The following is a 23,973-nucleotide window of genomic DNA, read 5'->3' as shown; positions in this document are numbered from 1 at the left end:
GCTCCGCAGCCCGCCCGTCTACGCCGCGGCGCGCGCCGCCAGTTCCTCCAGCTGCTGCAGCCGCTCGCGGGACGTCTCGTCCACGGGGGTGTAGGACAGCAGCTTGGGCCCGGGGTTGGGCCCCGTCCACAGGCTCGTCGCCGTCAGCTGCAGTACGCCCACCCGCGGATGCCGGAAGAGCTTGACGGAGCTCATCGGGCGGACGACCTCGTGCTGCGCCCAGATCTCCCGGAACTCCGGCGACGCCTCCGTGAGCCGTGCGACCAGCGCCTTCCAGGCCGGCTCCGCGACATGCTCGGCCATCGAAGCCCGGAACTTGGCGGCCATCACCCGCATCGTGGCGTCCAGATCGACCACGCTCGCCCGCCACTCGGGGTGGGTGAACGCCAGCCACATGCAGTTGCGGTCCTCCTCGGGCAGCGCGTCGAGGTCGCACATCAGCTGCCCGTAGGTGCTGTTGTAGGCGAGGATGTCGAACCGGCTGTTCTGGATGACCGCGGGGAACGGGGCGAGCTGCCCCAGGATCTGCCGCAACTCGCGCGGTACGCCCGTGCACTCCCTGCCCGGTAGCGGGTCGACCGCCCCGGCCAGCGCGAAGAGGTGGCTGCGCTCGGCGCGGTCGAGCAGCAGCGCGCGGGCCACCGCGTCCAGGACCTGCGGTGATACGTGGATGTCCCGGGCCTGTTCCAGCCAGGTGTACCAGGTGACACCGACCGCCCCCAGGTGTGCGACCTCCTCGCGGCGCAGTCCGGGGGTCCGCCGGCGCCTGCCGCGCGGCAGGCCGACCTGCTCGGGGGTGATCCGCTCGCGGCGGCTGCGCAGGAAGGCGGCCAGCTCGGCCCGGCGGGCGGTGTCGTCGCGCGGGGCGGCGACGGCCGGCGGGGCAGCGGCGGCAACGGGACGTGTGGCAGCCTGCGTCAGGGGCGCGTCGACGGTCATGCCTCCAGCCTGCCGCAGGCCCCAGCCGGTTGCCAGGTAGCACGAGTACCAGGATAAGGAAACTCTGGTACCCGTCTGAGCGGTCGACGATCGTCGACCCCGTGAGCGATACCGGAACACAGACCACCATCCTGGAAGCCCCGGCGGACGCCCCGCGGCAGCACCCCGCCACGGCCGCGCTGACCCCACTGGGCCTGCTGACCGTCCTGCTGGGCGCGGCCCTCCCCCTGATCGACTTCTTCATCGTCAATGTCGCCCTGCCGACCATCGACCACGATCTGCACGCGGGCGCCGCGATGCTGGAGATGGTGGTGGCCGGCTACGGGGTCGCGTACGCGACGCTGCTGGTCCTCGGGGGCCGGCTCGGCGACACCATCGGCCGCCGCCGGCTGTTCCTGTGGGGCCTGGCCGCCTTCGGTCTGACCTCGCTGGCCTGTGGTCTCGCGCCGGACGCCGGGACTCTGGTGGGCGCCCGCGTCGCGCAGGGCGCGGCGGCCGCGCTGCTGCTGCCGCAGGTCCTGGCCACCATCCAGGCCACCACCACCGGCAAGCGGCGCGCCAAGGCCGTCAGCCTCTACGGCGGTACGGCCGGTGTCTCCAGCGCCGTAGGACAGGTGCTCGGCGGTCTGCTGGTCTCCGCCGACCTGGCGGGCACCGGCTGGCGCGCGGTCTTCCTGGTGAACGTCCCGATCGCCGCGGCGGCCTGGCTGCTGGCGGCGCGTACGGTCCCCGAGACCCGCTCCCCGCGCCCGGCCCGGGCCGACGTTCCCGGCACCGTACTGCTCGCCACCGCCCTGATCACCCTGCTGCTGCCGCTGACCGAGGGCCGGGCGGCCGGCTGGCCGCTGTGGTCCTGGGTCCTGCTGGCCGTCTTCCCCTTCGCCGGCGCCGCGTTCCTGTACGTCGAGCGCCGGGCCGAAGGCGCCGGCCGCACCCCCCTGGTGCCGCCGTCGCTGCTGCGCATCCCCTCGGTGAACAGCGGCCTGGCCATGATCGTCCCGTTCTCGCTGGGCTTCGGCGGGTTCATGTTCGTGGTGGCCGTGGCGCTCCAGAACGGTCTGCACTACGGCCCGTTCGCGGCCGGCGTGTCGCTGGCGCCGCTCTGCGTCACCTTCTTCCTCGCCTCGCTGGCCGGGCCGCGGCTGATACGGCGGTTCGGGCGGCGGGTGGTGATCGCCGGTTCGCTGATCCAGGGCGCCGGGCTGATCGCCCTGGCGCTGACCGTGCACACGAGCTGGCCCGGCACCTCGGTGGCCGGCCTCGCGCCGAGCATGGCGGTGCTCGGCTTCGGCCAGGGCATGGTGCTGCCGGTGCTGCTGCGCATCGTGCTGAGCGAACTGCCGGTCGCGCAGGCGGGCGTGGGCGGCGGGGTCATGGTCACCACCCAGCAGTCCGGCCTCGCCCTGGGCGTGGCGACCCTCGGCACCCTCTTCCTCGCGCTGCTGCCGGCCGTCGGCATCCGCGATGCGCTGCTCGCCGCCCTGCTGACGCAGCTGGCGATCGTCGCGGGCACGACGGCCCTCGCGCTGCGCCTGCCCCGCACGGTGCGCTGACGGAGACCCGCACCTCCTCTCTCACCATGACGGCTGACAGATATTGAAATCTGTCAGCCGTCATGCCATAGTGAATGCACTGCATCCCCGTCCCCCATCCCTCTCAGGAGTACGCAGTGCAGACCCGCACCCTGGGCACCAGCGGCCCGCAGACCTCCGCCCTCGGCCTCGGCTGCATGGGCATGTCCGCCCTCTACGGCGACAGCGACCGCAGCGAGTCCATCGCCACCATCCACGCCGCCCTCGACGCCGGCATCACGCTGCTCGACACCGGCGACTTCTACGGCATGGGCCACAACGAACTACTGATCAACGAAGCCCTGCGCACCGCCCCCGCGGCGGCCCGCGAGAAGGCGCAGACCAGCGTCAAGTTCGGCGCCCTGCGCACGGTCGAGGGCGGCTTCACCGGCTATGACGGCCGGCCGAACGCGGTGAAGAACTTCGCCGCGTACTCCCTCCAGCGCCTGGGCACCGACCACATCGACATCTATCGGATCGCCCGGATCGACCCGGACGTCCCGATCGAGGAGACCGTCGGCGCCATCGCCGAGCTGGTCGAGGCCGGCCATGTGCGGCACATCGGCCTCTCCGAGGTGGGCGCGGAGTCCCTGCGCCGGGCTGCCGCCGTCGCCCCGATCTCCGACCTCCAGATCGAGTACTCCCTCATCTCCCGAGGCATCGAGGACGCGATCCTGCCCACCGCCCGCGAGCTGGGCATCGGCATCACCGCGTACGGCGTGCTCTCCCGCGGCCTGATCAGCGGCCACTTCAGCCGCGACCGCAAGCTCGCCGCGAACGACTTCCGCGGGATGAGCCCGCGCTTCCAGGGCGAGAACCTCTCGCGCAACCTCGATCTGGTGGACGCGCTCCGCAAGATCGCCGAGCAGAAGGGCGTCTCGGTCGCCCAGACCGCCATCGCCTGGGTGCTCTCCCGTGGCGAGGACATCGTCCCGCTGGTCGGCGCCCGCCGGCGCGACCGCCTGACCGAAGCGCTCGGTGCCCTCGACATCAGCCTGGACGCCGGGGAGCTGGCCGAGATCGAGCAGGCGATCCCGGCCGACGCCGCCGCCGGCGAGCGATACCCGACCGATCAGATGGCTCATCTGGACAGCGAGCGCTGACCGGCGGGCGCCCGGCGGCACGGGCCAGGTACCGTCCGTAGGTACCTGGCGCCCGCCGCCCCGCCCGCTCGCTCCGAAAGGCCCCCCGCCCCATGCCCCCCGAGACGTTGACCCCCGAGCGCATCCTCGAAGCCACCGAGGAGGTACTGCGCCGCTACGGCCCGGCCAAGGCCACGGTCGTGGACGTGGCACGCGCCCTGGGCGTCAGCCACGGCAGCGTCTACCGCCACTTCCGTACGAAGGCGGCGCTGCGGGAGGCGGTCACGGCGCGCTGGCTGGACCGTACGAGCCAGGAGCTGTCGGTCATCGTCGCGGAGGAGGGTCCGGCCCCCGAGCGCCTGGACCGCTGGCTGACCGCCCTCTTCGAGGCCAAGCGGCACAAGGCCGGCGACGACCCCGAACTGTTCGCCACGTACATGACGTTGATCGGCGAGAGCGGCGGTGTGGTCGACCGCCATGTCACCGATCTGGAGGGCCAGCTCACCGTCATCATCGAGGCCGGCGTCAGCCAGGGCGCTTTCCAGACCCCCTCCCCCGCCATCGCCGCCCGCGCCGTCTTCGACGCCACCGGCCGCTTCCACGACCCGTGTTACGCCCCCGAGTGGTCCCGCCCGGAGATCACCGCCGACTTCGAGGCCGTCCGCGAACTGGTCCTCCGGGGCCTGCGCAGCTGAGGCACCCGAGGCGGCACCGATCCGCCGTGCGGGCGCGCCCAGCGCCCGTGATCGACGTGCCCGGCGCCATCGGCATCGGCATCGGCATCGGCATGCATGTCGTCGTCGGCATCGGCATCGGCATGCACGCCGTCATCGATACGCCCGGCGTGAGCACCCCGACCGGCGTGAGCACCCGCATGACGTGAGCACTCCGCATGGCGTGAACACCCCCTGCCTGGTGTCGGAATGCACCTAGGTCGTGCCCGCCGTGCCGTGGAGGAAGAGTGCCCAGGCCAGGAGGGCGAAGGCGGCGGTGTGGGCGAGGGCGCGGACGGTGTTCCAGGTGACCCACCGGCCTTCGAAGGCGTCCCTGGCGGCGTGGAGACGGCCGCGCGACACGGGCTCGCCGTCCGGTGCCTCCGCCCCGCCATCCGATGTGTCGGCCCCACCCTCCGAGGCGCTTGCGGTGCCGTCCGTGGCGGCCCTGTCCAGGGCGTTGTTGAGCGGCACATTGACACCGCCGGTGATGAAGAAGCCCGCCAAGTACATCGCGAGCCCGGCGAGGATCCAGGGGAGGGCCACACTGCCGTGACCGTTCCAGGCCAGGACCGTGGCGAGGAGGAGCAGCGGGATCGGCAGCAGGAAGGGGAGCAGGAACCAGCCGTTGACGATGGCCCGGTTGATGTTCTGCATGGCCTGGACGAAGGTGCGGTCGCCGGTCCGGGCGAGGCCGGGCATGACCGCGTAGGCGAAGGCGGCGAACAGCCCGGCCATCAGACCGGCGCCGAGCGTCGCCAACAGGAGCGCGGCGGTCTGCAGTGCTCTCATGGCTCCTCGACTCCTCCGTATTTCTCCGGGCTGCTCCGGCCGCTCCGGCCACTCCGGACCCTACGGGCGTCTTCGGACCTCTTCGGACCTCTTCGGCCTCGCCCGCTTCTCCGGGGTGCTCTGGATTTCCCCGCTCTCCAGACCTCTCCGGCTTCTCCATAGCCGCCCGCCGCCGTCGCGAAGGACCCTACGAGGCCCGCCCCGCGACCGCTACCCAAGCCGCTACGAAACCCGCCGCCAAGACGGCGAAGGGGCCCGCCCGCGACCGTGTGGTCGCGGACGGGCCCCACGCCTGGCCCGGTTCGGGCCGACGGGCTCGCCCGGGTTACTTCTTGAAGGCGTAGTCCATCAGCTTCTTCGCGTCCGCCGTGCGGTCGGCGACCGAGGAGGAAGCGAGGACCGTGCCGATGACGGTCTTGCCGTTCCGGGTGGCGGCGAAGACCAGGCAGTACTTGGCCTCCGGGCCCGAGCCGGTCTTGACGCCGATGGTGCCGGCGTAGCTGCCGAGCAGGCCGTTGGTGTTGGTCCACTCCATGTAGCGGTAGCCACCGCTCTTGGTGGTGACCTTCTGCTTCGTCGACTTCGTCTTCACGACGGAGCGGAACGTGGAGTACTTCATCGCGCTGCTGGCCAGCTTGGTCAGATCGCGCGGGGTCGAGTAGTTCGCGCCGTGCCCGATGCCGTCGAACGAGTCGAAGTGCGTGTTCGTCAGCCCGAGGCTCTTGGCGGTCGAGTTCATCTTGCCGATGAACGACTTCACGCGCGCTTCCCGCGTGGAGCCGCTGCCGAACTTGTCCGCCAGCGCGTACGCCGCGTCGCAGCCCGACGGCAGCATCAGCCCGTACAGCAGCTGACGGACCGTGACCTTGTCGCCGACGATCAGCCGGGCCGACGAGGCCCAGTCGTTGTTGACGATGTAGTCGCTGTACGCCTTCTGGACCGTGACCTTGGAGTCCAGGTTGAGATTCGGCTGCGCGAGCACCACCCGGGCCGTCATGATCTTGGTGGTGGAGCCGGTGGAGCGACGGGTGTCCGCAGCCTTGGTGTACAGCGTCTTACCCGTGCCGTTGTTCATCACGAAGCCGCCCTTGGCGACGACCGTGGGCGTCGGGAGCGTGGCGGCCTGCGCCGGGGCGGCGAACACCCCGGCCGTCAGAACGGCTCCCGCGGTGAGGGCAACTGCGGAGACGCGACGAATGCCCTTGATGCCAGTTTTCAAATTGAATACTCCAAATACCCCTGATACCCCTGCAGTGCGGCCCATATGAGAAAGCCGCTCGGTCGTGAGACGCCTGAGACTGACCAATGGATGCGCGCCGACGGCGTTTATTTCCGCCATTTCACGCGGCGGAACCACGGCGGAACCACAGCGGACGGGCAGCGGCTCACACCACGTCAACGACGACGCGTTACGCGACGCATCAGGAACCCATCCCAAGGAAGTGCAGCACCGCCAGCACCCGGCGGTGATCGCCGTCGGCCTTCGGCAGGTCGAGCTTGGCGAGGATGTTGTTGATGTGCTTGGCCACCGCGCTCTCGCTCACCACCAGCTGGGCGGCGATCCCCGCGTTGGACCGGCCCTCGGCCATCAGGGCGAGCACTTCCCGTTCGCGGGCCGTCAGCCGCTCCAGCGGATCGCTCGCCCGCCGCACCAGCAGCTGGGCGACGACCTGCGGGTCGAGCGCGGTGCCGCCGTCCGCGACCCGCCGCAGCGCCTCGATGAACTCCTCGACATCCGCGACCCGTTGCTTGAGCAGATAGCCCACCCCGCTGGTGTTCGTGGCGAGCAGATCGGCCGCATAGCGCTCCTCGACGTACTGGGAGAGCATCAGCACCGCCGTGCCGGGCCACTGCCGGCGGATCGACAGCGCCGCCCGCACCCCCTCGTCCGTGAAGCCGGGCGGCATCCGTACGTCCACCACCGCCAGGTCCGGCCGGTGCTCCTCGACCGCCGCCAGCAGCCCCTGCGCGTCGCCGGACTCGGCAACCACCTCGAACCCGGCCATCTCCACCACCTTGACCAACCCGATCCGCAGCAGGACGGAGTCCTCGGCGATCACGGCACGCCTCACATCGGGCACGGCAGCTCCACGCTCATCATGGTCGGGCCCCCCAAGGGGCTGCTCATCCGGAATGTCCCGTCCACGGACCGCACTCGCTGGGCAAGCCCCGTCAGACCGCTCCCCTTGGACGGATCGGCCCCGCCCATACCGTCGTCGGCGATCACCACCCGCAGTATCCCGCCGAGCCGGGTGACCGTCACATCCGCCCTGGTCGCCTGCGGCGCATGCTTGGCGATGTTCGTCAGCGCCTCGGAGACGACGAAGTACGCGACCGCCTCGACGGCCGGCGTCGCCCGCTGCGGCAGCTCCGGCGGCAGATCCACCCGCAGCCGTACGGGCAGCGGCGCACGGGCCGCGAGTCCGGAGAGCGCCGCATCCAGCCCCAGTTCGTCGAGTACGGCGGGGTGCAGCCCCCGCACCAGGCTGCTCAGCTCCTCGATCGCCTCCTTCGCCTCGCGGTGCGCGGTGTCGATGACCTCCCGCACCTCCGGCGGCAGATCCGTCAGCGTGGCCTTGGCCAGCCCCAGATTCAGCGCCAGCGACACCAGTCGCTGCTGCGCCCCGTCGTGCAGATCGCGTTCGATGCGCCGCCGTTCGGCGTCCGCGGCGTCCACCGCCCCGGCGCGGCTCTCGGTGAGGTCGGCCACCCGCCGCACCAGGTCCGCGCTCGGGTCGGGCCCCAGCAGTTCGGGGCCGAGGCGCGTCTCAAGGCGCACCAGGGCCGCGGCGAGGGAGGGGACGGCGGCGAGCGCGGCGAGGCCGGCGAGGGTGACGTAGAACGCCTGGGTGGTGTAGCCGGGGTGGCCGGCCCGCCAGGTGAAGGGCACCCCCCAGATCCATACGTACACCGTGGCGGCGGCCAGGCCCGCCAGCAGCAGGGACAGCAGCAGCGCTTCGAGCCCGCCGAGCAGCGTGCCGAGCAGGCAGTGGTAGCCGAACTGCCGCTGCGGCCGCCGCCATCCCGAAGGTCGGATGTCGATCCCGAGCAGCTGCCGGAAGCGCCAGCGCTGGGCGGCGGTCAGTGCCGGTACGGAGAGCACCGTCAGCACCACCGTGAAGCCCAGGACCACCGGCACGCCGGCGTCGTGCCCCTCGATGATCTCCCAGACGAGGCCGAAGATCATGAACAGCAGGAACCCGATGAACAGGTGCAGCGGCGCCCCCAGGGCGAGGAACGACGTATCGCGGGTCAGGCGGGTGAGCACGCGCCGCAGCCGGGGCGGGATTTTCATGATCCAACCGTAGGCGGCGGGCACCGCGGGCCGCCATGAAGTCCGCTGCCGTACCGGGGGTGTAGCTAGTGCCACCCCAGGTCGGACAGCGGCGTTACTGACTGCGGCCGGCGGAAACCGGAGTCTTGATCACGAGCCCGACGGCCGGGTTCCAGACACCGGAAGAGACCCCTGCCATGGCTTTGACCGCCTTCAACTCCCCTGCGGACGACGGACGTTACGCGACGCCGGTGGCCTGCCACGGGCCCGCAAGGGTCGGCGCCGCCCGCCGGTGGCAGGGCCGCATCCTGGCGGGAGCAGGTCTCGCCCTGCTCCCCTGGCTCGGCTACCTCGCCGGCACGCTCCCACCCGCCGAGGCGGCCGCCTGGGTCGCCCTCGACGCGCTGGAAGCCGCCGCACTCCTCACCGCCGGCACCCGCCTGCTGCGCGGCGGCCACCGCCACCGCCACCGCGCGCCCGCGGCCGCCGCGGCCGTCCTCCTCCTCGCCGACGCCTGCATCGACCTCGCCACCGCCGCCCCCGGCCCGGAACTGGCCACCGCCATAGCCATGGCCGTCGCGGCCGAACTCCCCCTGGCGGCCCTGTGCGCGTGGCTCGCGGCGGGGCGGGCGCGGGGGTAGTGGGGGCGCCGGGGCAGGTGGGGCACTTAGGGGGCGGGGGCCTTAGGGGGTGGGGGGCCTTAGGGGGTGGGCGAACACATCCCGTAGGGGGCGCGAGGCCCCCCTGCGGGGCCACAACGCGGAGGCAGGGAACGGTATTCCGGCACGACAACCGACAACCGACAGCCCACACCCCCACACACAAAAGTGCCGGCCGGACCCGGATGACTCCGAGCCCGACCGGCACTTTGCGGCAATACGACGGTGCTACGCCGACACCACCCCGCGAGGGCCTCCTCCGACGCCACCCCGCGACGGACTACATCGACACCGCCCCGCCAGGGACTAGCAGCCCAGCAGTCGACCGCCCAGGTACGACTGGATCTGGTCCAGCGACACCCGCTCCTGCTTCATCGTGTCGCGCTCGCGCACGGTGACGGCGTTGTCGTCGAGGGTGTCGAAGTCGACCGTGACGCAGAACGGCGTGCCGATCTCGTCCTGGCGGCGGTAGCGGCGGCCGATGGCGCCCGCGTCGTCGAACTCGATGTTCCAGTTCTTGCGCAGGTCGGCGGCGAGGCCCTTGGCCTTCGGCGACAGCTGCGGGTTGCGCGACAGCGGCAGCACCGCGACCTTGACCGGCGCCAGGCGCGGGTCGAGCTGCATGACCGTGCGCTTCTCCATCTTGCCCTTAGCGTTGGGCGCCTCGTCCTCGACGTACGCGTCGAGCATGAAGGCGAGCATCGCGCGGTTCACACCGGCCGCCGGCTCGATGACGTACGGAGTCCAGCGCTCGCCGGCCTCCTGGTCGAAGTAGGACAGGTCCTGGCCGGACGCCTTGGAGTGCGCGGACAGGTCGTAGTCGGTGCGGTTGGCCACGCCCTCCAGCTCGGAGAACTCGGTGCCGCCGAAGTTGAAGCGGTACTCGATGTCAGCGGTGCGCTTGGAGTAGTGCGAGAGCTTCTCGGCCGGGTGCTCGTACCAGCGGATGTTCTCCTCGCGGATACCGAGGTCGCGGTACCAGTTCCAGCGCTGCTCCATCCAGTACTCCTGCCACTGCTCGTCCTCGCCCGGCTTGACGAAGAACTCCATCTCCATCTGCTCGAACTCACGGGTGCGGAAGATGAAGTTGCCCGGAGTGATCTCGTTCCGGAAGGACTTGCCCATCTGCGCGATGCCGAACGGCGGCTTCTTGCGGGAGGTCTGCTGGACCTGGGCGAAGTTGGTGAAGATGCCCTGGGCGGTCTCGGGGCGCAGGTAGGCGACCGAGGCGGTGTCCTGCGACGGGCCGAGGTGGGTGGAGAGCAGGCCGGAGAACTGCTTGGGCTCGGTGAAGCCGCCCTTGTTGCCGCAGTGCGGGCAGTTGATGTCGGCGAGGCCGTTCGCGGGGAGCTTGCCGTGCTTGGCCTCGTACGCCTCCTCCAGGTGGTCCGCGCGGAAGCGCTTGTGGCAGGAGGTGCACTCGGTGAGCGGGTCGGTGAAGGTGGCGACGTGGCCGGACGCCTGCCACACCTCGGGGGCCAGGATCACCGACGAGTCGAGACCGACGACGTCGTCGCGCGAGGTGACCATGGAGCGCCACCACTGACGCTTGATGTTCTCCTTGAGCTCGACGCCCAGCGGACCGTAGTCCCAGGCAGCCCGAGAGCCGCCGTAGATCTCACTGCAGGGGTATACGAAGCCACGGCGCTTGCTCAGGCTGACGATGGTATCGATCTTGTCGGCGGCCACGGTGCTCTCTTCATTACGACGACGAACGATGAATGGGCATACGCCCGGGCGTCTCGCGCTGGGGGGTGGTCGGGAGACGGATGGACGAATAGTTCAGGGTACCGGCGGGCGCACCCCCCAGGCCAAATCGGTTTCGCACCACTGTCGCCCCGCTCACACCCGCCCCGACCTTGTTGACAACCGTTTCCAAGTTTGTTGAAAATGACTGTCATGAACATACGCCGTCACATATCCACCGCCGCCGTCGCCGGAGCCGCGGTACTCGGCCTCCTGGCCCTTACCTCCTGCTCCACGGCCGACACGACGCGCACGGATGACGGCAAGCTGAAGGTGGCGGCGTCCTTCTACCCGATGGAATTCCTCGCCCAGCAGATCGGCGGCGAGCACGTCGAGGTGACCGGTCTCACCAAGCCCGGCGTCGAGCCGCACGACCTGACCCTCACCGCCCAGCAGACCGCCCAGCTCAGCGCGGCCGGCGCGGTCGTCTACCTCAAGGGCCTGCAGCCCGCCGTGGACAGCGCGATCGCCCAGTCCGGCGTCGAGAACGTCGCCGACGCGGCGGCCCTGACCTCCCTCGAAGCCCACGGCGCCGAGGTCGACGGCCACGACCACGACCACGCCGGCGGCGAGCACGCGCACTCCGGGTCCGAGGGCGGAAAGGACCCGCACATCTGGCTGGATCCGGTGAAGTACGCCGAGGTCGCCGAGGGCGTCAACAAGACCCTCGCCAAGGCCGACCCGGGCCACAAGGCCGACTACCAGAAGAACACCGACGCACTGGTGAAGAAGCTCCGGGCGCTGGACACCGACTTCAGGAACGGGCTGAAGAAGCGGGCGTCCGACACCTTCATCACCACCCACGCCGCCTTCGGCTACCTCGCCGAGCGCTACGGCCTCACCGAGGAGGCCATCAGCGGACTCGACCCCGAGTCCGAGCCCAGCGCCCACCGCATCAGGAGCCTGCACTCCCTCGCCGCCGAGCACCACGTCTCCACGGTCTTCTTCGAGACGATCGCCAACCCGGCCACCGCCAGGACCCTGGCCGGCGATCTGCACCTGAAGACCGATGTGCTCGACCCGCTGGAAGGGATCACCACCAAGTCCCGCGGCAAGGACTACTTCGGCGTGCAGCGCGCCAACCTCGCCGCCCTGCAGAAGGCCCTCGGCACCAAGTGACCCGCCCCGTCCCACCGCCCCAGCCCGTTACGGAGGACACCGTGAACCAGCCGCAACCCCAGCCGGTCATCGACCTGCGCGGCGCCACCGCCTCCCTCGGCGCCCGCCCCGTGCTGCGCGGCGTCGACCTCACCGTCCGCTCCGGCGAGGTCGTCGCGCTGCTGGGCGCCAACGGATCGGGCAAGTCCACCGCCGTGCGCTCGGTGATCGGCCAGGTCCCGCTCACCGGCGGCGCGCTGTCCCTCTTCGGTACGGAGTTCGGCCGCTTCAAGGACTGGGCCCGGATCGGGTACGTCCCGCAGCGCACCACCGCGGCCGGCGGGGTCCCCGCCACCGTCCGCGAGGTCGTCACCGCCGGCCGCCTGGCCCGTACGAAGCTGGGCATCCTGCGCAAGGCCGACCGGGCCGCCGTGCACCGCGCCCTGGAGCTGGTCGGGATGGCCGACCGCGCCAAGGACTCCGTCGACGCGCTCTCCGGCGGGCAGCACCAGCGGGTGCTGATAGCCAGGGCGCTGGCCGGCGAACCGGAACTGCTGATCATGGACGAGCCGATGGCCGGCGTCGACCTGGCCAGCCAGGAGGTGCTCGCCGCCGCCCTGCGCGAACAGGTCGCCGCCGGCACCACGGTCCTGCTCGTCCTGCACGAGCTGGGCCCGCTGGAGCCGCTGATCGACCGCGCGGTGGTGCTGCGCGACGGCTGCGTCGTCCACGACGGCCCGCCGCCCGAGGCCGTCGGCCAGCACGCGCTGCCCGGCCACGACCACGTCCACCCACACGCCGACGCCGCCGCGGAGCCGCTCCGCACCGGCCTGCTGACCTAGGGCCTGTCATCGCCATGGAAATCCTCAGTTACCCCTTCATGCAGCGGGCCCTGATCGCCGCCCTGATCGTCGGCGTCACCGCCCCCGCCATCGGCATCTACCTCGTCCAGCGCCGCCAGGCCCTGATGGGCGACGGCATCGGCCATGTCGCGCTCACCGGCGTCGGCCTCGGCTTCCTGCTCAACCAGAGCCCCGTCTGGGTCGCCACCGCCGTCGCCGTCACCGGCTCCGTCGTCATGGAGCTGATCCGCTGGTACGGCAGGACCCGCGGCGATCTCGCGCTGGCCATGCTGTTCTACGGCGGTATGGCGGGCGGTGTGATGCTGATGAGCCTGTCCGACGCCGGCTCCAACGCCAACTTCGGCACCTACCTCTTCGGCTCGATCACCACCGTCTCGCCGCAGGACATGACGACGATCTGCGTGCTCGCCGCGCTGGTGCTGGCGATCACGGTCGGCCTGCGCCGCCAGCTGTTCGCCGTCTGCCAGGACGAGGAGTTCGCCCGGGTGACCGGCCTGCCGGTGCGGGTGCTCAACCTCCTGATCGCCGTGACCGCCGCGGTCACCGTCACCGTCGCCATGCGCGTGGTCGGCCTGCTGCTGGTCAGCGCCCTGATGGTGATCCCGGTCGCGGCCGCGCAGCAGATCAGCCGCAGCTTCGCGGTCACCTTCACGGTGGCCGTGGCGATCGGTGTGGCGGTCACTCTTACGGGCACCACCGCCTCCTACTACGTGGACGTGCCATCCGGCGCGACGATCGTGCTGCTCGCCATCGGCCTGTTCGTCGTCTTCACCTCGCTCGCCGGGCCGCTGGCGAAAAGGCGCGCAAAGGCTGCCGCACAGACCGGTACGGGGTGCACCCTGGAGGTACCCGGCGGCCGCACCCCCGCGGACGACGTGAACGTGGCCGGATAGCGCCGCCTAAGCCCGCCCGAGTCGGCGCATGGATATACGTAAAGGGGTACGTGCAGATGTGCCCACGGGGGGACGGGGAGATGTCCGCGCAGCGGTAAGCGTCCCACCGGGGATCCGGGCATCACCTGGCACAATGGCGGGACGCATGCGCAGGGAGAGGTCCCTGACGTCCTAGGGAGGCAACGGTGGCGACGAGCGCGGGATCTCCGGTACGCGGCCGGTCGACGCGGCAGCGGACCGCGGTGTCCGCCGCACTCGACGAGGTGGACGAGTTCCGCAGTGCCCAGGAACTCCACGACATGCTCAAGCACCGCGGTGACTCGGTCGGGCTGACCACCGTCTACCGCACTCTGCAGTCCCTCGCCGACGCCGGCGAGGTCGATGTGCTGCGCACCAGCGACGGCGAGGCGGTCTACCGCCGGTGCAGCACCGACGATCACCACCACCACCTGGTGTGCCGGTCCTGCGGCAAGGCCGTCGAGGTCGAGGGCCCCGCGGTGGAGAAGTGGGCCGACCAGATCGCCGCGGAGCACGGCTTCCGGGACGTGGCGCACACCATCGAGATCTTCGGGACGTGCGGCGACTGCGCCGAGCGGGCCGCCGAGGAGAAGTAACGCCGGGAGCACCAAAATCGCGGTGACACCGGCACCAACGCCACGGGCCGCCCCCTTGAACCTCAAGGGAGCGGCCCGTGGCGCGTTCGCGTCGCCTTACGTGGCCGGGTGGCCGTCCGGCGCCGGCGCCGCACCGAACCGGCGGTCCCGCTTGGCGTACTCCAGGCACGCGTCCCACAGGTTCCGGCGGTCGAAGTCCGGCCACAGAATGTCCTGGAACACCATCTCGGCGTACGCGCTCTGCCAGATCAGGTAGTTCGAGGTCCGCTGCTCGCCGGACGGCCGCACGAAGAGGTCCACGTCCGGCATGTCCGGGTAGTACATGTACTTCGCGACGGTCTTCTCGTTGACCTTCGACGGATCCAGCTTCCCGGCCCGCACATCCGCCGCGATGGCCGCCGCCGCGTCCGCGATCTCCGCCCGACCGCCGTAATTCACGCAGAAATACAGCGTCATCGCGTCATTGTTCTTGGTCTGCTCCTGGGCGATCTGGAGCTCCTGCACCACGGACTTCCACAGCTTCGGCATCCGCCCGACCCAGCGGATGCGGATGCCCAGCGCGTCCATCTCGTCGCGCCGCCGCCGGATCACGTCCCGGTTGAAGTTCATCAGGAACTTGACCTCGTCGGGCGACCGCTTCCAGTTCTCCGTCGAGAAGGCGTAGAGCGAGAGGTTCTTCACGCCCATCTCGATGCAGCCCTTGAGCACGTCCAGGACGACGCCCTCGCCGACCTTGTGGCCCTCGGTGCGCGGCAGCCCGCGCTCCTTGGCCCACCGGCCGTTGCCGTCCATGACGACGGCGACATGGTTCGGGACCAGATCACTGGGGATCTTCGGCGGCCGCGCACCGGAAGGGTGCGGCTCGGGCGTCTCGTACTCGCGCCGATTACGGCCCAGAATCCCGCGTCGTGCCATGCGGCCCACGTCTCCTATGTGTCGCTTCGGGGGTTCGTTATGTGATGCGTGATGTGGTTCTTATGTGCTTGTGCGCTACTGCTCTACGTACCGGAGGGAGCGCAGGCCCCGCTCCAGGTGCCAGTGCAGATACGCCGTGACCAGCCCGCTGCCCTCCCTGGCGTGACGGGCCTCGCAGGCGTCCGCGGTCTCCCAATCGCCGGTCAGCAGCGCGCTGAGGAGCCCGATGGCCTCTGAGGAGGGTACGACGCTTCCGGGGACCCGGCAGTCGCCGCAGATCACTCCGCCCGACGCCACGGAGAAGAACCGGTTGGGCCCGGGCAGCCCGCACTTCGCACAGCCGTCGAAACTCGGCGCGTAGCCGTTGACGGCGAGCGAGCGCAGCAGGAAGGCGTCCAGGACCAGATGCGGGGCGTGCTCACCGCGCGAGAGCGTCCGCAGGCCGCCGACCAGCAGCAGGTACTGCTGTATCGCCGGCTCGCCCTCGTGGTCGGTGAACCGCTCGGCGGTCTCCAGCATGGCCGTGCCGGCCGTGTAGCGGGCGTAGTCGGTGACGATCCCGCCACCGTACGGAGCGATCGTCTCGCTCTGCGTGCACAGCGGCAGGCCGCGGCCGATCAGCTCGCTGCCGCGGGCGTAGAACTGCACGTCCACATGCGAGAACGGCTCCAGGCGCGCCCCGAACTTCGACTTCGTGCGCCGTACGCCGCGGGCCACGGCCCGGACCCGGCCGTGGCCCCGGGTGAGCAGCGTGATGATCCGGTCCGCCTCACCCAGCTTCTGGGTGCGCAGCACGATGCCGTCGTCGCGGAACAGACTCATGCGGCCATTGTTCCGCATGGCGGCGCCTCCCACGTTGCCGGATGTCCCGCCGTGGGTTTCGCGTGGTTCGCCTGCGGCGGGCTGGTGCCGCTGCGCGGGGCTGTTCGGCTGCGGGGGCGGCCCTACGGACTCCGTCCTACGGTCCGCCCCCTCCCGTGGGTGGGTGGTTGGGGAGAGGCCGGTGGGGGTCTCCGTCCGGCGGACCAGTGCCGGTGGACCGGCGGACCAGGACCAGGACCAGGACCAGACACCGTCGCACTCCGCTGGTACTAGGCCAGATGCAGCGGCCTCATGTCGATGCCGTGCCGTCGGCCGATCTCCACCATGCGCTCGACGTCCCGGGCCGTGTCCGACGGCGGTGGCAGCTCGCGTCGCTGGGCCGGTTCACCGGCTTCGGCGAAGAACTTGTCGATACCGCCCGGCGTGTAGGTGATCACCACACGGACCGTGCTCGTGGGTTCCATTCGCTCCAACGTCCCCGCGGGGATGTGGAAGAACGATCCCGGGCCGCCTTCGAACGTCTCGTTGCCGATGTGGAAGCGCAGCGTCCCCTCGACGACGTAGACACTCTCGGTTCCGGGGTGGGAGTGGGGCGGTGGGCCACCTCCCTCCGGAATGGTCATTTCCATGACGGTCATCTCGCCGTTGGTCTCGTCACCGGACGCCTTGACCTCGTAGAGGCCGTTCAACAGCCAGAATGCGTCGCCGTCGCCCTTTCGGCGTACGACGGAGTTCTTCGCCATGCAGTCGCTCCTTGCCCTCGTAGCTTCCACACGTGTCCCCGCTGCTCACCCGCTGGAAGGCCGCCGTCCGGGTAGGTCTCAGGGCCGCTCGCCCCGTGACTGGTGCGTCGGCGCCAGCGCCGCGGTCAGCTGCCGGGCGACCTCCATCGAGCAGCGGCCCAGCTCGACGAGCGGCGGGTTGTAGCGGTGCGCGATCGAGACGGGGTCGGGGCGCAGCGACGGCAGGACGACCCCCGCGCCGGCGAGGGCCTCGCGCAGTTCCTTCGTCACGGCATCGACTTCCTTGAGGTGGTTCATGATCGTCCGCCTTTCGCAGGGTTGTTCACGGTTTGCATGCAGAGCGTGACGCTGCGGAACTACGCTGCGCAATGGGATCGGCACGGGATCGGCACTACAACTGCCGTGCACACGGTGGGAGTTAGAGGGAGTCAGCCATGGCCAATGGCTCACGCATGGCGGCATGGGAGCACTGGGGCGCGGAACTCAAGTACCGCCGGGAGCTCGCCGGACTGACGCAGGGCGAACTGGGGCGGCGGGTGTTCGTCTCCGGCGGCTACATCGGCCAGTTCGAGCAGGCGATTCGCAAGCCGCAGCTGGACGTGGCGATCCGGATCGACGAGGTTCTACAAACCGACGGCTTTTTCGAGCGGGCTTGGCGGAAGCTGATCGACGACAAGCGGTACGCGGATTACTTCGCGGCCGCGGCAGATCTGGAGCGGCTGGCGACGAAGATCTGTGAGTTCGCACCAACGGTGATGCCGGGGCTGTTGCAAACGGCCCCGTACGCACGGGCAATCACTCGTGCGACCAACCCATTCGCGACGTCCGAGTACGTAGAGGAGATGGTCGCCGCAAGGTTGGACCGCGCGCGGATCCTCAAGAACACAACGCGGCCTGCGTATTGGGCGATCTTGCACGAATGCGTGCTACGCATCCCCGTGGGTGGCCCATTGGTCATGGCCGAGCAACTGGACCACATCGCCGCCATGGCACGTGACTGGATCGCGCTCGTGCTGGTGATCCCGTTCAGCGCGGGCGCCTATGCCCTGCCCACTGGAACGCTGAAGCTCATGGAGTTCGAGGACGCTCCGCCGACCGCCTATACAGAAGCCGTGTTTTCGGGGAATTTGCTGGATGATCCGGCAATGGTGAAGCGATCCCAAGAGGCATACGATCTGCTCAGGGCCGCCGCACTGTCGCCCGAGGCGTCCCTAGCCCTGATCGAATCAGCCGCCGAGGACTACAGACGATGCGAGACTACGACCTGAGCACCGCTCAGTGGCGCAAGAGCAGCTACAGCGACGGCAACGGCGGGGACTGCGTAGAAGTCGCCCACGACTTCCCCGGCGCCGCCACCTGGCGCAAGAGCAGCTACAGCGACGGGGACGGCGGCAACTGCATCGAGGTCTCCGACGACCTCCCCGGCCTGGTCCCCGTCCGCGACAGCAAGGCGGTTCCGGACGGTCCGGCCGTGGCGTTCTCCGCGCCCGCATGGTCCGCTTTCGTCGACGCCGTCAAGAACGCGCGGTTCACGGCCACCTGACCGGCCTTCACCGAGCCGTCACAACAAGAGCACAAGGGCCCTGCCATCTCTCCTGGATGACAGGGCCACATCACGTTATGGTCCAGGGCATACGCGGGCGGAACGTGACCTTCCGCACTTCTCAGTCACCCCCCGCGATCGGCCCTTACGGCTCGTCAACTCCCCGGTAGCATCCCGTGATGATCGGCACCACGAAGCCGTGATGTCCGGCCGCCCCCCTCAGTCCCCATATAGAGGATCTCGATGACATCCATACCGGAGGCGCTGTTGTGGTGCCTCAGCGCAGGTACGGCCGCCGCCGTGGTCCTGGCGGCGCTCACGATCCGGGCCAGCGGACAACGCAAGGCCCTGACGGCCCGTCTCACCGCCGCTGAGGAACAGAACAGCGCCACGCTCCACAGCAATACGGAGCTCTCGGCCCGGCTTCGCGCCACCGAGGCCGAGATCCGGCACCTGGCCGGGACCAGGCTGCCCGACCTGACGATGGCGCTGGCCCACCCGCACGTGCCCGTACGCGGGCTGCTGGACGCCCGGTTCGCCGGGTCGGAGACCGACCAGGCCCTGAACGCCGTACTGGAGCAGGTCGGCGAGGCCATCACCAAGGAGCGGTCCCGGGTCGACGCGGCGGCGCAGTCCACACTGCGCGGCGCGACCACGACCATCCAGGCGCTGCTCTACCGCCTCCAGACGGCGCTTCAGGACATGCAGCACCGCTACGACGACCCGTCCGTCGCCCAGGACCTGCTGGCCGCCGACTTCCTCAACGAGCAGGCGCTGCGGCGCATCCAGGCCACCGGCGTGGTGTGTGGCGCCTGGCCGGGCCTGACGCGTGAGGACTCCTACCTCTCCGAGCTGGTGGTCGGCGCCGCCTCACGGCTGCGCGGCTACGAGCGCGTACAGGTCAGCAACCAGCTGCGCGACCCCGTCGCGGTGGTCGCCCGGGCCGTCGAGCCGATCGCGATCGCCATCACCGAGCTGCTCGCCAACGCGCTGCACCACTCGCACCGGGAGCTGCCCGTCACCGTCACGCTCCAGCAGGGCAACCGCGGTGCGTCGGTCATCATCGACGACTACGGCGTCGGTATGCACGACGACGAGGTCAAGGCTGCGATGGAGCTCCTCGCGAGCGACACGGACCTGCTGCTGACCCAGCTCGGCGACCCGCCGCGGTCCGGATTCGCGGCGGCCGGCCAGCTGGTGCGCCAGTACGGCTTCGGCGTGCACATCGAGTCCTCGCCGTACGGAGGCGTGCGAGCCGTTGTCTACATCCCGGGTGACCCCCTCCTCACCGTCCTCGACGAGAGCGCCCAGCCCATGTCCGTGATGGCTCCGATGCCGCGCCGTTCCGGCGCGTCCGAGCGGCCCGCCGTACTCCCGACCGGAGCCGCCGCCCCCACTCCCCCCACACCGCACACCCCCGCGCCGGCCGCTCCGGCACACGGCGTGCCCGCACAGCCCGACGCCGCGGCGGCCTCCGCCGAGGGCGGACTGCCGCGCAGGCGCCGCCGGCAGCCGGTGGCCGAGCAGGAGCAGAGTCTGCCGCGCACCGAGCCCGTCCACGAGCGTTCCCCGGAGGAGGCCGCCTCTCGCTGGGCCGCACTCCAGCAGGGCACCGAGTCCGGCCGCGCGGCAGCCCAGTCCGAAGCCCCTCGCAGTCCCGAAGGGAACGTCTAGCCATGAACAGCCCCACCCGCCGCCGCGTCACCGAGGACAAGTCCTGGGTGCTGGCCCCCCTCTTGGAGCTGCCGCATGTTATCCACGCAGCCGTGATCTCCGGTGACGGCTTCATCGAGGGCGCCTCGCCGGGCCTGACCCGGGATTGCGCCGAGGGTGTCGCCGCGATGATGTCCGCGCTGCAGGGCGCCGGCCGCGCCGTCACCGCGGCGTTCGCCGGGAAGGACGACACCAGGCTGCGGCAGACCGTCATCGAGTCCGACGAGGGCTTCGTCTTCGCGATACCGGCCGGCGAGAACACCTGCCTGGCCGTCTTCTGCGGCCCGGAGGTGAACATGGGCGTCGTCGCGCACCACATGCAGATCCAGGTCACGACCCTGGGCAGCAAGGTCATGAACAGCCCGGCTCGGGACCTCGGTACGCCGGCATGACGCCGCGCCAGAGCAGCGGACGGCGCCTCGTACCGGCCTATCTTGCGACCGGCGGACGCGCCCAGCCCAGCCGTAACACGTTGGACCGGCTCACCCTGCTGCACAGCGCGGGGATGCCGATCACCAGTGAGGTACGCCCGGAAGAGCACCGCATCCTGGAGCTGCTGCAGCCCGGGGCGCTGTCTCTGGCGGAGGTCGCCGCCCACCTTCAGCTGCCCGTCAGTGTGGTGAAGGTGCTGGTGGCCGATCTCGTCGATGCCGGGCGGCTGCAGGCCCGTGTCCCCATCCCCGAAGCCGAGCAATTCGACCGGCAGATCCTGGAGAGGGTTCTCGATGGACTCCGCTCTCTCAAGTCCTAGCAACGCCACCGGCACCGACGGCATGTACCTCTCGGGAGCCGACCAGACCCTGGTCAAGCTCCTGGTCGCGGGACCGTTCGGGGTCGGCAAGACCACGCTCATCCGCGCGCTGTCGGAGACCCCGCCGCTGCACACCGAAGAGGTGATGACGCAGTCCGGTGCGTTCGTCGACAACCTCGCCGGTGTACGGGAGAAGACCACCACCACCGTCGCCATCGACTTCGGGCGGCTCACGCTGCCCGGCGATCTGGTGCTGTACCTGTTCGGCACCCCCGGGCAGAAACGATTCCGTCCGCTGTGGCAGGACATCGCACGCGGCGCGCTGGGCGCGCTCGTCCTGGCCGACACCCGCCGACTCGCGGACTCCTTCGAGGTGATGGACATCATCGAGGAGGCGGGACTGCGCTACGCGGTCGCGGTCAACACCTTCCCCGACGCGCCGCACTACGACGTGCCGCAGCTCCGCGAGGCCCTCGACCTGCACCCCGAGACGCCGCTGGTGATGTGCGACGCCCGCGACCGGGACCAGTCCGTCGATGCGCTGATCGCGCTCGTCGGGCACGTTCTCGCCCACACGCCCCAGGAGAACCAGACCTCGTGACTTCCCCGTACGAGCCGGGTGCCGCCCCACCACCCGGCTGCCCCGCCCATGCCCAGGGCGCAGCGGCCGCCGGGCCGGCGGACGCCCTCGCCCAGGGCGCCCCCGCTCCGGGCGGCCATCCGCTGGACCAGGTCGAAGGCCACCCGCTCGTCAGGCTCTACGAGCCGGAGTTCGCCGCCGACCCGCACCGCTACTATGCCTATCTGCGCCAGTACGGCGCCCTGGCCCCGGTGGAGATCGCCACCGGCGTGACCGCGATGCTGGTCACCGACTACCGGGCCGCGCTGGAGCTGCTGAACGACGAGGCCACCTGGTCGAAGGACTCCCGGGCCTGGATGCAGACGGTGCCGGCCGACACCGCGGTCATGCCGATGCTGGGCTGGCGGCCGAACGCCCTGTTCAACGACGGGGACGTGCACCGCCGCTACCGCCAGGTGATCACCGACAGCTTCCGGCTCGTCGAGCCGCAGGAGCTGCGGGCGCGGGTCCGCAAGGCCGCGGACTCCCTGATCCAGAAGTTCGGCGCGACGGGCGAGGTGGACCTGATGTCCGCCTACGCCCAGCAGTTGCCGCTGCTGATGTTCAACAACCTCTTCGGTATGCCGGACGAGTACGGCGACCAGTTGATCGCGGCCATCGGCGGGCTGATGGACGGGGCCACGCCGGAGGAGGCGGCGGCCGCCGACGCGGCGTTCTCGGCGTACATCATGGAGCTGGTCGGCCGGAAGAAGGCGCAGCGCGGCGCGGACCTGACGTCCTGGTTCCTGGACCACCCCAACGGGCTGTCCGACGAGGAGGTCATCGCGCAGATCGTGGTGACCATGGCCGCGGGCAACGAGCCGCTGGCCAACCTCATCGCCAACGCGCTGTCGCGGATGCTCTCCGACGACCGCTACTACAGCACCCTGTCCGGTGGCGCGCTGACCGTCCAGGACGCCATCAACGAAGTGCTGTGGAACGACCCGCCGATGGGCCAGTACTCCGCGCACTACGCCCGCCGCGATGTGTTCTTCCACGGCACCTGGGTGCGCAAGGGGCAGCTGGTGCTGGTCTCCTACGCGGCGGCCAACACCCAGTTCGGCGAGGTCACGCTGGACAGCGGCTCGGGCAGCGGCGCGCATCTGACCTGGGCGTCCGGGCCCCATGCCTGCCCGGTGCCGCGGCATGCGCTGGTGATCGCCACCACCGCGATCGAACGTCTCACCGCCTGGCTCTCCGACATCGAACTCGCCGTCTCCATAGAGGAGTTGAGCTGGCGCCCCGGCGCCTTCCAACGGGCCCTGACCGCTCTCCCGGCCCGCTTTTCTCCCATCACCCCCGATCAGGCAGGAGCCACCCCATGGGACAACAGCTCGTCGCCCTCGACCCCTCCGGATCCGACGTCTACGCAGAGGCCGAACGCCTCCGTCGGCTAGGGCCCGTCACCCGCGTCCAGATCCCCGAGGGCCCGGAGGCATGGTCGATCACCAGCCACGCCCTCATCAAGAAGCTGCTGACCGATCCGCGCGTCTCCAAGGACCCCCGCAAACACTGGCCCGCCTGGCAGCGCGGCGAGTACCAGGACGGCTGGCTGGCGACCTGGGTCGGCGTCACCAACATGTTCACCGCGTACGGCGAGGACCACCGGCGGCTGCGCAAGCTCATCGCGCCGGCCTTCACCGCCCGCCGCACCGAGGCCATGCAGCCGTCGGTCGAGCGGATCACCGCGGCCCTGATCGAGGACCTCGCGGCGGCCCCGGCCGGTTCGGTCACCGACCTGCGCGCCGGCTTCGCCCACCCGCTGCCCATGCAGGTCATCTGCGAGCTGTTCGGCATACCGAGCGACGACACCCGCACGGAGCTGGCCCGGCTCGCCGAGATCATCATGACCAGCGTCGACCCGGAAGAGGCCGGGAAGACGCTGATGGCCACCCAGGAGCTGCTGCGCGGCCTGGTCGCGCTCAAGCGCCGGCAGCCCGCCGAGGACCTGACCAGCCTGCTGGTCGCCTCGCGGGACGAGGACGGCCAGAAGATGAGCGAGCAGGAGCTGATCGACACGCTGCTGCTCGTCCTGGTCGCCGGGCACGAGACCACCGTCAACCTCATCGGCAACGCGGTGCACAACCTGCTCACGCACCCCGAGCAGCGCAAGCAGGTGCTCACCGGCCAGGCATCCTGGAACGACGTCATCGAGGAGACCCTCCGCTGGTCCCCCAGCGTCGCCAACCTGCCGCTGCGCTTCGCCGTCGAGGACATCGAGATCCCGGACGGCCCGACCATCCGCAAGGGTGACGCGATCCTGCCGTCGTTCGTGGCGGCCGGCCGCGACCCCGAGCAGCACGGGCCCACCGCGGGCGAGTTCTCCGTCCGGCGCCCGAACGTGGAGCACCTCAGCTTCGGCCACGGCGTCCACCACTGCCTGGGCGCGCCGCTGGCCCGGATGGAGACGCGGCTGGCCCTTCCGGCGCTCTTCGACCGGTTCCCGGATCTCGAACTGGCGGTGCCCGAGGAGGAGTTGGAGCCGTCGGCCGGGTTCATCACGACCGGGATGCGCACCCTGCCGATCCGTCTGACGCCGGCCGCGTCCTGATATCGGCCGTGTCCTGACGCCGGTCCGCTGCGCGTACGGCCGACGCCCCGCCACCTTCTCGGTGGCGGGGCG

27 protein-coding genes are annotated in these 23,973 nt (G+C 70.4%); 17 read left to right on the top strand and 10 right to left on the bottom strand.

Annotated elements, in window-relative coordinates; translation table 11 throughout:
- Positions 1-18: 18 nt before the first annotated feature.
- Complete coding sequence (locus tag ACZ4NB_RS24870) at positions 19-939, bottom strand: helix-turn-helix transcriptional regulator (protein ID WP_467664829.1); 921 nt, start codon at positions 937-939, stop codon at positions 19-21.
- A gap of 101 nt (positions 940-1,040) precedes the next feature.
- Between ACZ4NB_RS24870 and ACZ4NB_RS24865 the strand changes: the two genes are divergently transcribed.
- From ACZ4NB_RS24865 to ACZ4NB_RS24850, 4 genes are all read left to right on the top strand, one after another.
- The gene (locus ACZ4NB_RS24865; protein ID WP_467664828.1) at positions 1,041-2,492 is read left to right on the top strand and encodes an MFS transporter; all 1,452 of its coding nucleotides are present in this window, start codon (positions 1,041-1,043) and stop codon (positions 2,490-2,492) included.
- Between the two features lie 116 nt (positions 2,493-2,608).
- A complete protein-coding gene (locus ACZ4NB_RS24860) occupies positions 2,609-3,613 on the top strand; it encodes an aldo/keto reductase (protein WP_467664826.1) in 1,005 nt (334 codons plus the stop codon).
- Between the two features lie 92 nt (positions 3,614-3,705).
- Positions 3,706-4,287 carry a TetR/AcrR family transcriptional regulator gene (locus tag ACZ4NB_RS24855; protein ID WP_467664824.1) on the top strand — a complete coding sequence of 194 codons (582 nt, stop codon included), beginning with the start codon at positions 3,706-3,708 and terminating at the stop codon, positions 4,285-4,287.
- Positions 4,288-4,334: 47 nt separating this feature from the next.
- Positions 4,335-4,475: a hypothetical protein gene (locus tag ACZ4NB_RS24850; protein WP_467664822.1), complete on the top strand. Its 141-nt coding sequence runs from the start codon at positions 4,335-4,337 to the stop codon at positions 4,473-4,475.
- A 46-nt stretch (positions 4,476-4,521) separates the two neighbouring features.
- Here the strand turns inward: ACZ4NB_RS24850 and ACZ4NB_RS24845 are convergent, their stop codons facing one another.
- The 4 genes from ACZ4NB_RS24845 to ACZ4NB_RS24830 form a co-directional block, all read right to left on the bottom strand.
- A complete protein-coding gene (locus tag ACZ4NB_RS24845) occupies positions 4,522-5,097 on the bottom strand; it encodes an anthrone oxygenase family protein (protein ID WP_467664820.1) in 576 nt (191 codons plus the stop codon).
- 325 nt (positions 5,098-5,422) lie between these two features.
- Entirely contained in the window at positions 5,423-6,316 is an 894-nt protein-coding gene (locus ACZ4NB_RS24840) for a D-alanyl-D-alanine carboxypeptidase family protein (RefSeq protein ID WP_467664818.1), read from the bottom strand.
- 202 nt (positions 6,317-6,518) lie between these two features.
- Positions 6,519-7,157, bottom strand: a complete 639-nt coding sequence (locus ACZ4NB_RS24835) for a response regulator (RefSeq protein WP_399147937.1) — start codon at positions 7,155-7,157, stop codon at positions 6,519-6,521.
- Between the two features lie 8 nt (positions 7,158-7,165).
- Positions 7,166-8,392, bottom strand: a complete 1,227-nt coding sequence (locus tag ACZ4NB_RS24830) for a sensor histidine kinase (RefSeq protein ID WP_467664816.1) — start codon at positions 8,390-8,392, stop codon at positions 7,166-7,168.
- A 176-nt stretch (positions 8,393-8,568) separates the two neighbouring features.
- Between ACZ4NB_RS24830 and ACZ4NB_RS24825 the strand changes: the two genes are divergently transcribed.
- On the top strand, positions 8,569-9,012 hold the full coding sequence (locus ACZ4NB_RS24825) for a hypothetical protein (protein ID WP_467664814.1): 444 nt from the start codon (positions 8,569-8,571) through the stop codon (positions 9,010-9,012).
- A 324-nt stretch (positions 9,013-9,336) separates the two neighbouring features.
- Here ACZ4NB_RS24825 and ACZ4NB_RS24820 read toward each other — a convergent pair whose 3' ends face one another.
- Positions 9,337-10,719: a glycine--tRNA ligase gene (locus ACZ4NB_RS24820; protein ID WP_467664812.1), complete on the bottom strand. Its 1,383-nt coding sequence runs from the start codon at positions 10,717-10,719 to the stop codon at positions 9,337-9,339.
- Positions 10,720-10,929: 210 nt separating this feature from the next.
- On the opposite strand from ACZ4NB_RS24820, the gene ACZ4NB_RS24815 reads away from it, so the two are divergent.
- From ACZ4NB_RS24815 to ACZ4NB_RS24800, 4 genes are all read left to right on the top strand, one after another.
- Positions 10,930-11,895: a metal ABC transporter substrate-binding protein gene (locus ACZ4NB_RS24815; protein WP_467664810.1), complete on the top strand. Its 966-nt coding sequence runs from the start codon at positions 10,930-10,932 to the stop codon at positions 11,893-11,895.
- A gap of 41 nt (positions 11,896-11,936) precedes the next feature.
- On the top strand, positions 11,937-12,716 hold the full coding sequence (locus ACZ4NB_RS24810; RefSeq protein WP_467664808.1) for a metal ABC transporter ATP-binding protein: 780 nt from the start codon (positions 11,937-11,939) through the stop codon (positions 12,714-12,716).
- 14 nt (positions 12,717-12,730) lie between these two features.
- Positions 12,731-13,630, top strand: coding sequence for a metal ABC transporter permease (locus ACZ4NB_RS24805; protein WP_467664806.1), 900 nt, complete (start codon positions 12,731-12,733; stop codon positions 13,628-13,630).
- Between the two features lie 185 nt (positions 13,631-13,815).
- Positions 13,816-14,244, top strand: a complete 429-nt coding sequence (locus ACZ4NB_RS24800; protein ID WP_393487002.1) for a Fur family transcriptional regulator — start codon at positions 13,816-13,818, stop codon at positions 14,242-14,244.
- A 96-nt stretch (positions 14,245-14,340) separates the two neighbouring features.
- On the opposite strand, the gene ACZ4NB_RS24795 is transcribed toward ACZ4NB_RS24800, so the two are convergent.
- The 4 genes from ACZ4NB_RS24795 to ACZ4NB_RS24780 all read right to left on the bottom strand — a co-directional run bounded on the left by ACZ4NB_RS24795 (position 14,341) and on the right by ACZ4NB_RS24780 (position 17,021).
- On the bottom strand, positions 14,341-15,159 hold the full coding sequence (locus ACZ4NB_RS24795) for an isoprenyl transferase (RefSeq protein ID WP_384426929.1): 819 nt from the start codon (positions 15,157-15,159) through the stop codon (positions 14,341-14,343).
- Between the two features lie 75 nt (positions 15,160-15,234).
- Entirely contained in the window at positions 15,235-15,981 is a 747-nt protein-coding gene (recO, locus tag ACZ4NB_RS24790; RefSeq protein WP_467664804.1) for a DNA repair protein RecO, read from the bottom strand.
- Positions 15,982-16,250: 269 nt separating this feature from the next.
- Positions 16,251-16,724, bottom strand: a complete 474-nt coding sequence (locus tag ACZ4NB_RS24785; protein WP_467664802.1) for a cupin domain-containing protein — start codon at positions 16,722-16,724, stop codon at positions 16,251-16,253.
- A gap of 78 nt (positions 16,725-16,802) precedes the next feature.
- On the bottom strand, positions 16,803-17,021 hold the full coding sequence (locus ACZ4NB_RS24780; RefSeq protein WP_467664800.1) for a hypothetical protein: 219 nt from the start codon (positions 17,019-17,021) through the stop codon (positions 16,803-16,805).
- 137 nt (positions 17,022-17,158) lie between these two features.
- Between ACZ4NB_RS24780 and ACZ4NB_RS24775 the strand changes: the two genes are divergently transcribed.
- From ACZ4NB_RS24775 to ACZ4NB_RS24740, 8 genes are all read left to right on the top strand, one after another.
- On the top strand, positions 17,159-17,992 hold the full coding sequence (locus tag ACZ4NB_RS24775) for a helix-turn-helix domain-containing protein (RefSeq protein WP_467664798.1): 834 nt from the start codon (positions 17,159-17,161) through the stop codon (positions 17,990-17,992).
- Positions 17,974-18,267: a DUF397 domain-containing protein gene (locus tag ACZ4NB_RS24770; RefSeq protein ID WP_467664796.1), complete on the top strand. Its 294-nt coding sequence runs from the start codon at positions 17,974-17,976 to the stop codon at positions 18,265-18,267. The genes ACZ4NB_RS24775 and ACZ4NB_RS24770 overlap by 19 nt, the downstream gene beginning before the upstream one ends.
- A gap of 243 nt (positions 18,268-18,510) precedes the next feature.
- The gene (locus ACZ4NB_RS24765) at positions 18,511-19,941 is read left to right on the top strand and encodes a sensor histidine kinase (RefSeq protein ID WP_467664794.1); all 1,431 of its coding nucleotides are present in this window, start codon (positions 18,511-18,513) and stop codon (positions 19,939-19,941) included.
- A gap of 2 nt (positions 19,942-19,943) precedes the next feature.
- Entirely contained in the window at positions 19,944-20,372 is a 429-nt protein-coding gene (locus ACZ4NB_RS24760; protein WP_393486993.1) for a roadblock/LC7 domain-containing protein, read from the top strand.
- Entirely contained in the window at positions 20,369-20,731 is a 363-nt protein-coding gene (locus ACZ4NB_RS24755) for a DUF742 domain-containing protein (protein WP_393486992.1), read from the top strand. Before ACZ4NB_RS24760 ends, ACZ4NB_RS24755 begins: the two co-directional genes overlap by 4 nt.
- A complete protein-coding gene (locus ACZ4NB_RS24750; RefSeq protein WP_467664792.1) occupies positions 20,706-21,332 on the top strand; it encodes a GTP-binding protein in 627 nt (208 codons plus the stop codon). The genes ACZ4NB_RS24755 and ACZ4NB_RS24750 overlap by 26 nt, the downstream gene beginning before the upstream one ends.
- Positions 21,329-22,747, top strand: coding sequence for a cytochrome P450 family protein (locus ACZ4NB_RS24745; RefSeq protein WP_467664790.1), 1,419 nt, complete (start codon positions 21,329-21,331; stop codon positions 22,745-22,747). The genes ACZ4NB_RS24750 and ACZ4NB_RS24745 overlap by 4 nt, the downstream gene beginning before the upstream one ends.
- Positions 22,672-23,901: a cytochrome P450 family protein gene (locus ACZ4NB_RS24740; protein WP_467664788.1), complete on the top strand. Its 1,230-nt coding sequence runs from the start codon at positions 22,672-22,674 to the stop codon at positions 23,899-23,901. The genes ACZ4NB_RS24745 and ACZ4NB_RS24740 overlap by 76 nt, the downstream gene beginning before the upstream one ends.
- Positions 23,902-23,973 lie beyond the last annotated feature (72 nt).

This window comes from Streptomyces sp. NPDC026575 (genome assembly GCF_055567415.1).
Note: the sequence above shows the minus strand (reverse complement) of the source record. Positions and strands in the feature narration are given on the sequence as shown.

Coding starts and splice junctions, on each gene's coding strand:
- ACZ4NB_RS24795 (WP_384426929.1), bottom strand. CDS start 15,159: ATGGCACGACGCGGGATTCTGGGCCGTAATCGGCGCGAGTACGAGACG.
- ACZ4NB_RS24855 (WP_467664824.1), top strand. CDS start 3,706: ATGCCCCCCGAGACGTTGACCCCCGAGCGCATCCTCGAAGCCACCGAG.
- ACZ4NB_RS24845 (WP_467664820.1), bottom strand. CDS start 5,097: ATGAGAGCACTGCAGACCGCCGCGCTCCTGTTGGCGACGCTCGGCGCC.
- ACZ4NB_RS24775 (WP_467664798.1), top strand. CDS start 17,159: ATGGCCAATGGCTCACGCATGGCGGCATGGGAGCACTGGGGCGCGGAA.
- ACZ4NB_RS24785 (WP_467664802.1), bottom strand. CDS start 16,724: ATGGCGAAGAACTCCGTCGTACGCCGAAAGGGCGACGGCGACGCATTC.
- ACZ4NB_RS24765 (WP_467664794.1), top strand. CDS start 18,511: ATGACATCCATACCGGAGGCGCTGTTGTGGTGCCTCAGCGCAGGTACG.
- ACZ4NB_RS24870 (WP_467664829.1), bottom strand. CDS start 939: ATGACCGTCGACGCGCCCCTGACGCAGGCTGCCACACGTCCCGTTGCC.
- ACZ4NB_RS24815 (WP_467664810.1), top strand. CDS start 10,930: ATGAACATACGCCGTCACATATCCACCGCCGCCGTCGCCGGAGCCGCG.
- ACZ4NB_RS24755 (WP_393486992.1), top strand. CDS start 20,369: ATGACGCCGCGCCAGAGCAGCGGACGGCGCCTCGTACCGGCCTATCTT.
- ACZ4NB_RS24825 (WP_467664814.1), top strand. CDS start 8,569: ATGGCTTTGACCGCCTTCAACTCCCCTGCGGACGACGGACGTTACGCG.
- recO (WP_467664804.1), bottom strand. CDS start 15,981: ATGAGTCTGTTCCGCGACGACGGCATCGTGCTGCGCACCCAGAAGCTG.
- ACZ4NB_RS24780 (WP_467664800.1), bottom strand. CDS start 17,021: ATGAACCACCTCAAGGAAGTCGATGCCGTGACGAAGGAACTGCGCGAG.
- ACZ4NB_RS24750 (WP_467664792.1), top strand. CDS start 20,706: ATGGACTCCGCTCTCTCAAGTCCTAGCAACGCCACCGGCACCGACGGC.
- ACZ4NB_RS24740 (WP_467664788.1), top strand. CDS start 22,672: ATGGGACAACAGCTCGTCGCCCTCGACCCCTCCGGATCCGACGTCTAC.
- ACZ4NB_RS24830 (WP_467664816.1), bottom strand. CDS start 8,392: ATGAAAATCCCGCCCCGGCTGCGGCGCGTGCTCACCCGCCTGACCCGC.
- ACZ4NB_RS24770 (WP_467664796.1), top strand. CDS start 17,974: ATGCGAGACTACGACCTGAGCACCGCTCAGTGGCGCAAGAGCAGCTAC.
- ACZ4NB_RS24760 (WP_393486993.1), top strand. CDS start 19,944: ATGAACAGCCCCACCCGCCGCCGCGTCACCGAGGACAAGTCCTGGGTG.
- ACZ4NB_RS24805 (WP_467664806.1), top strand. CDS start 12,731: ATGGAAATCCTCAGTTACCCCTTCATGCAGCGGGCCCTGATCGCCGCC.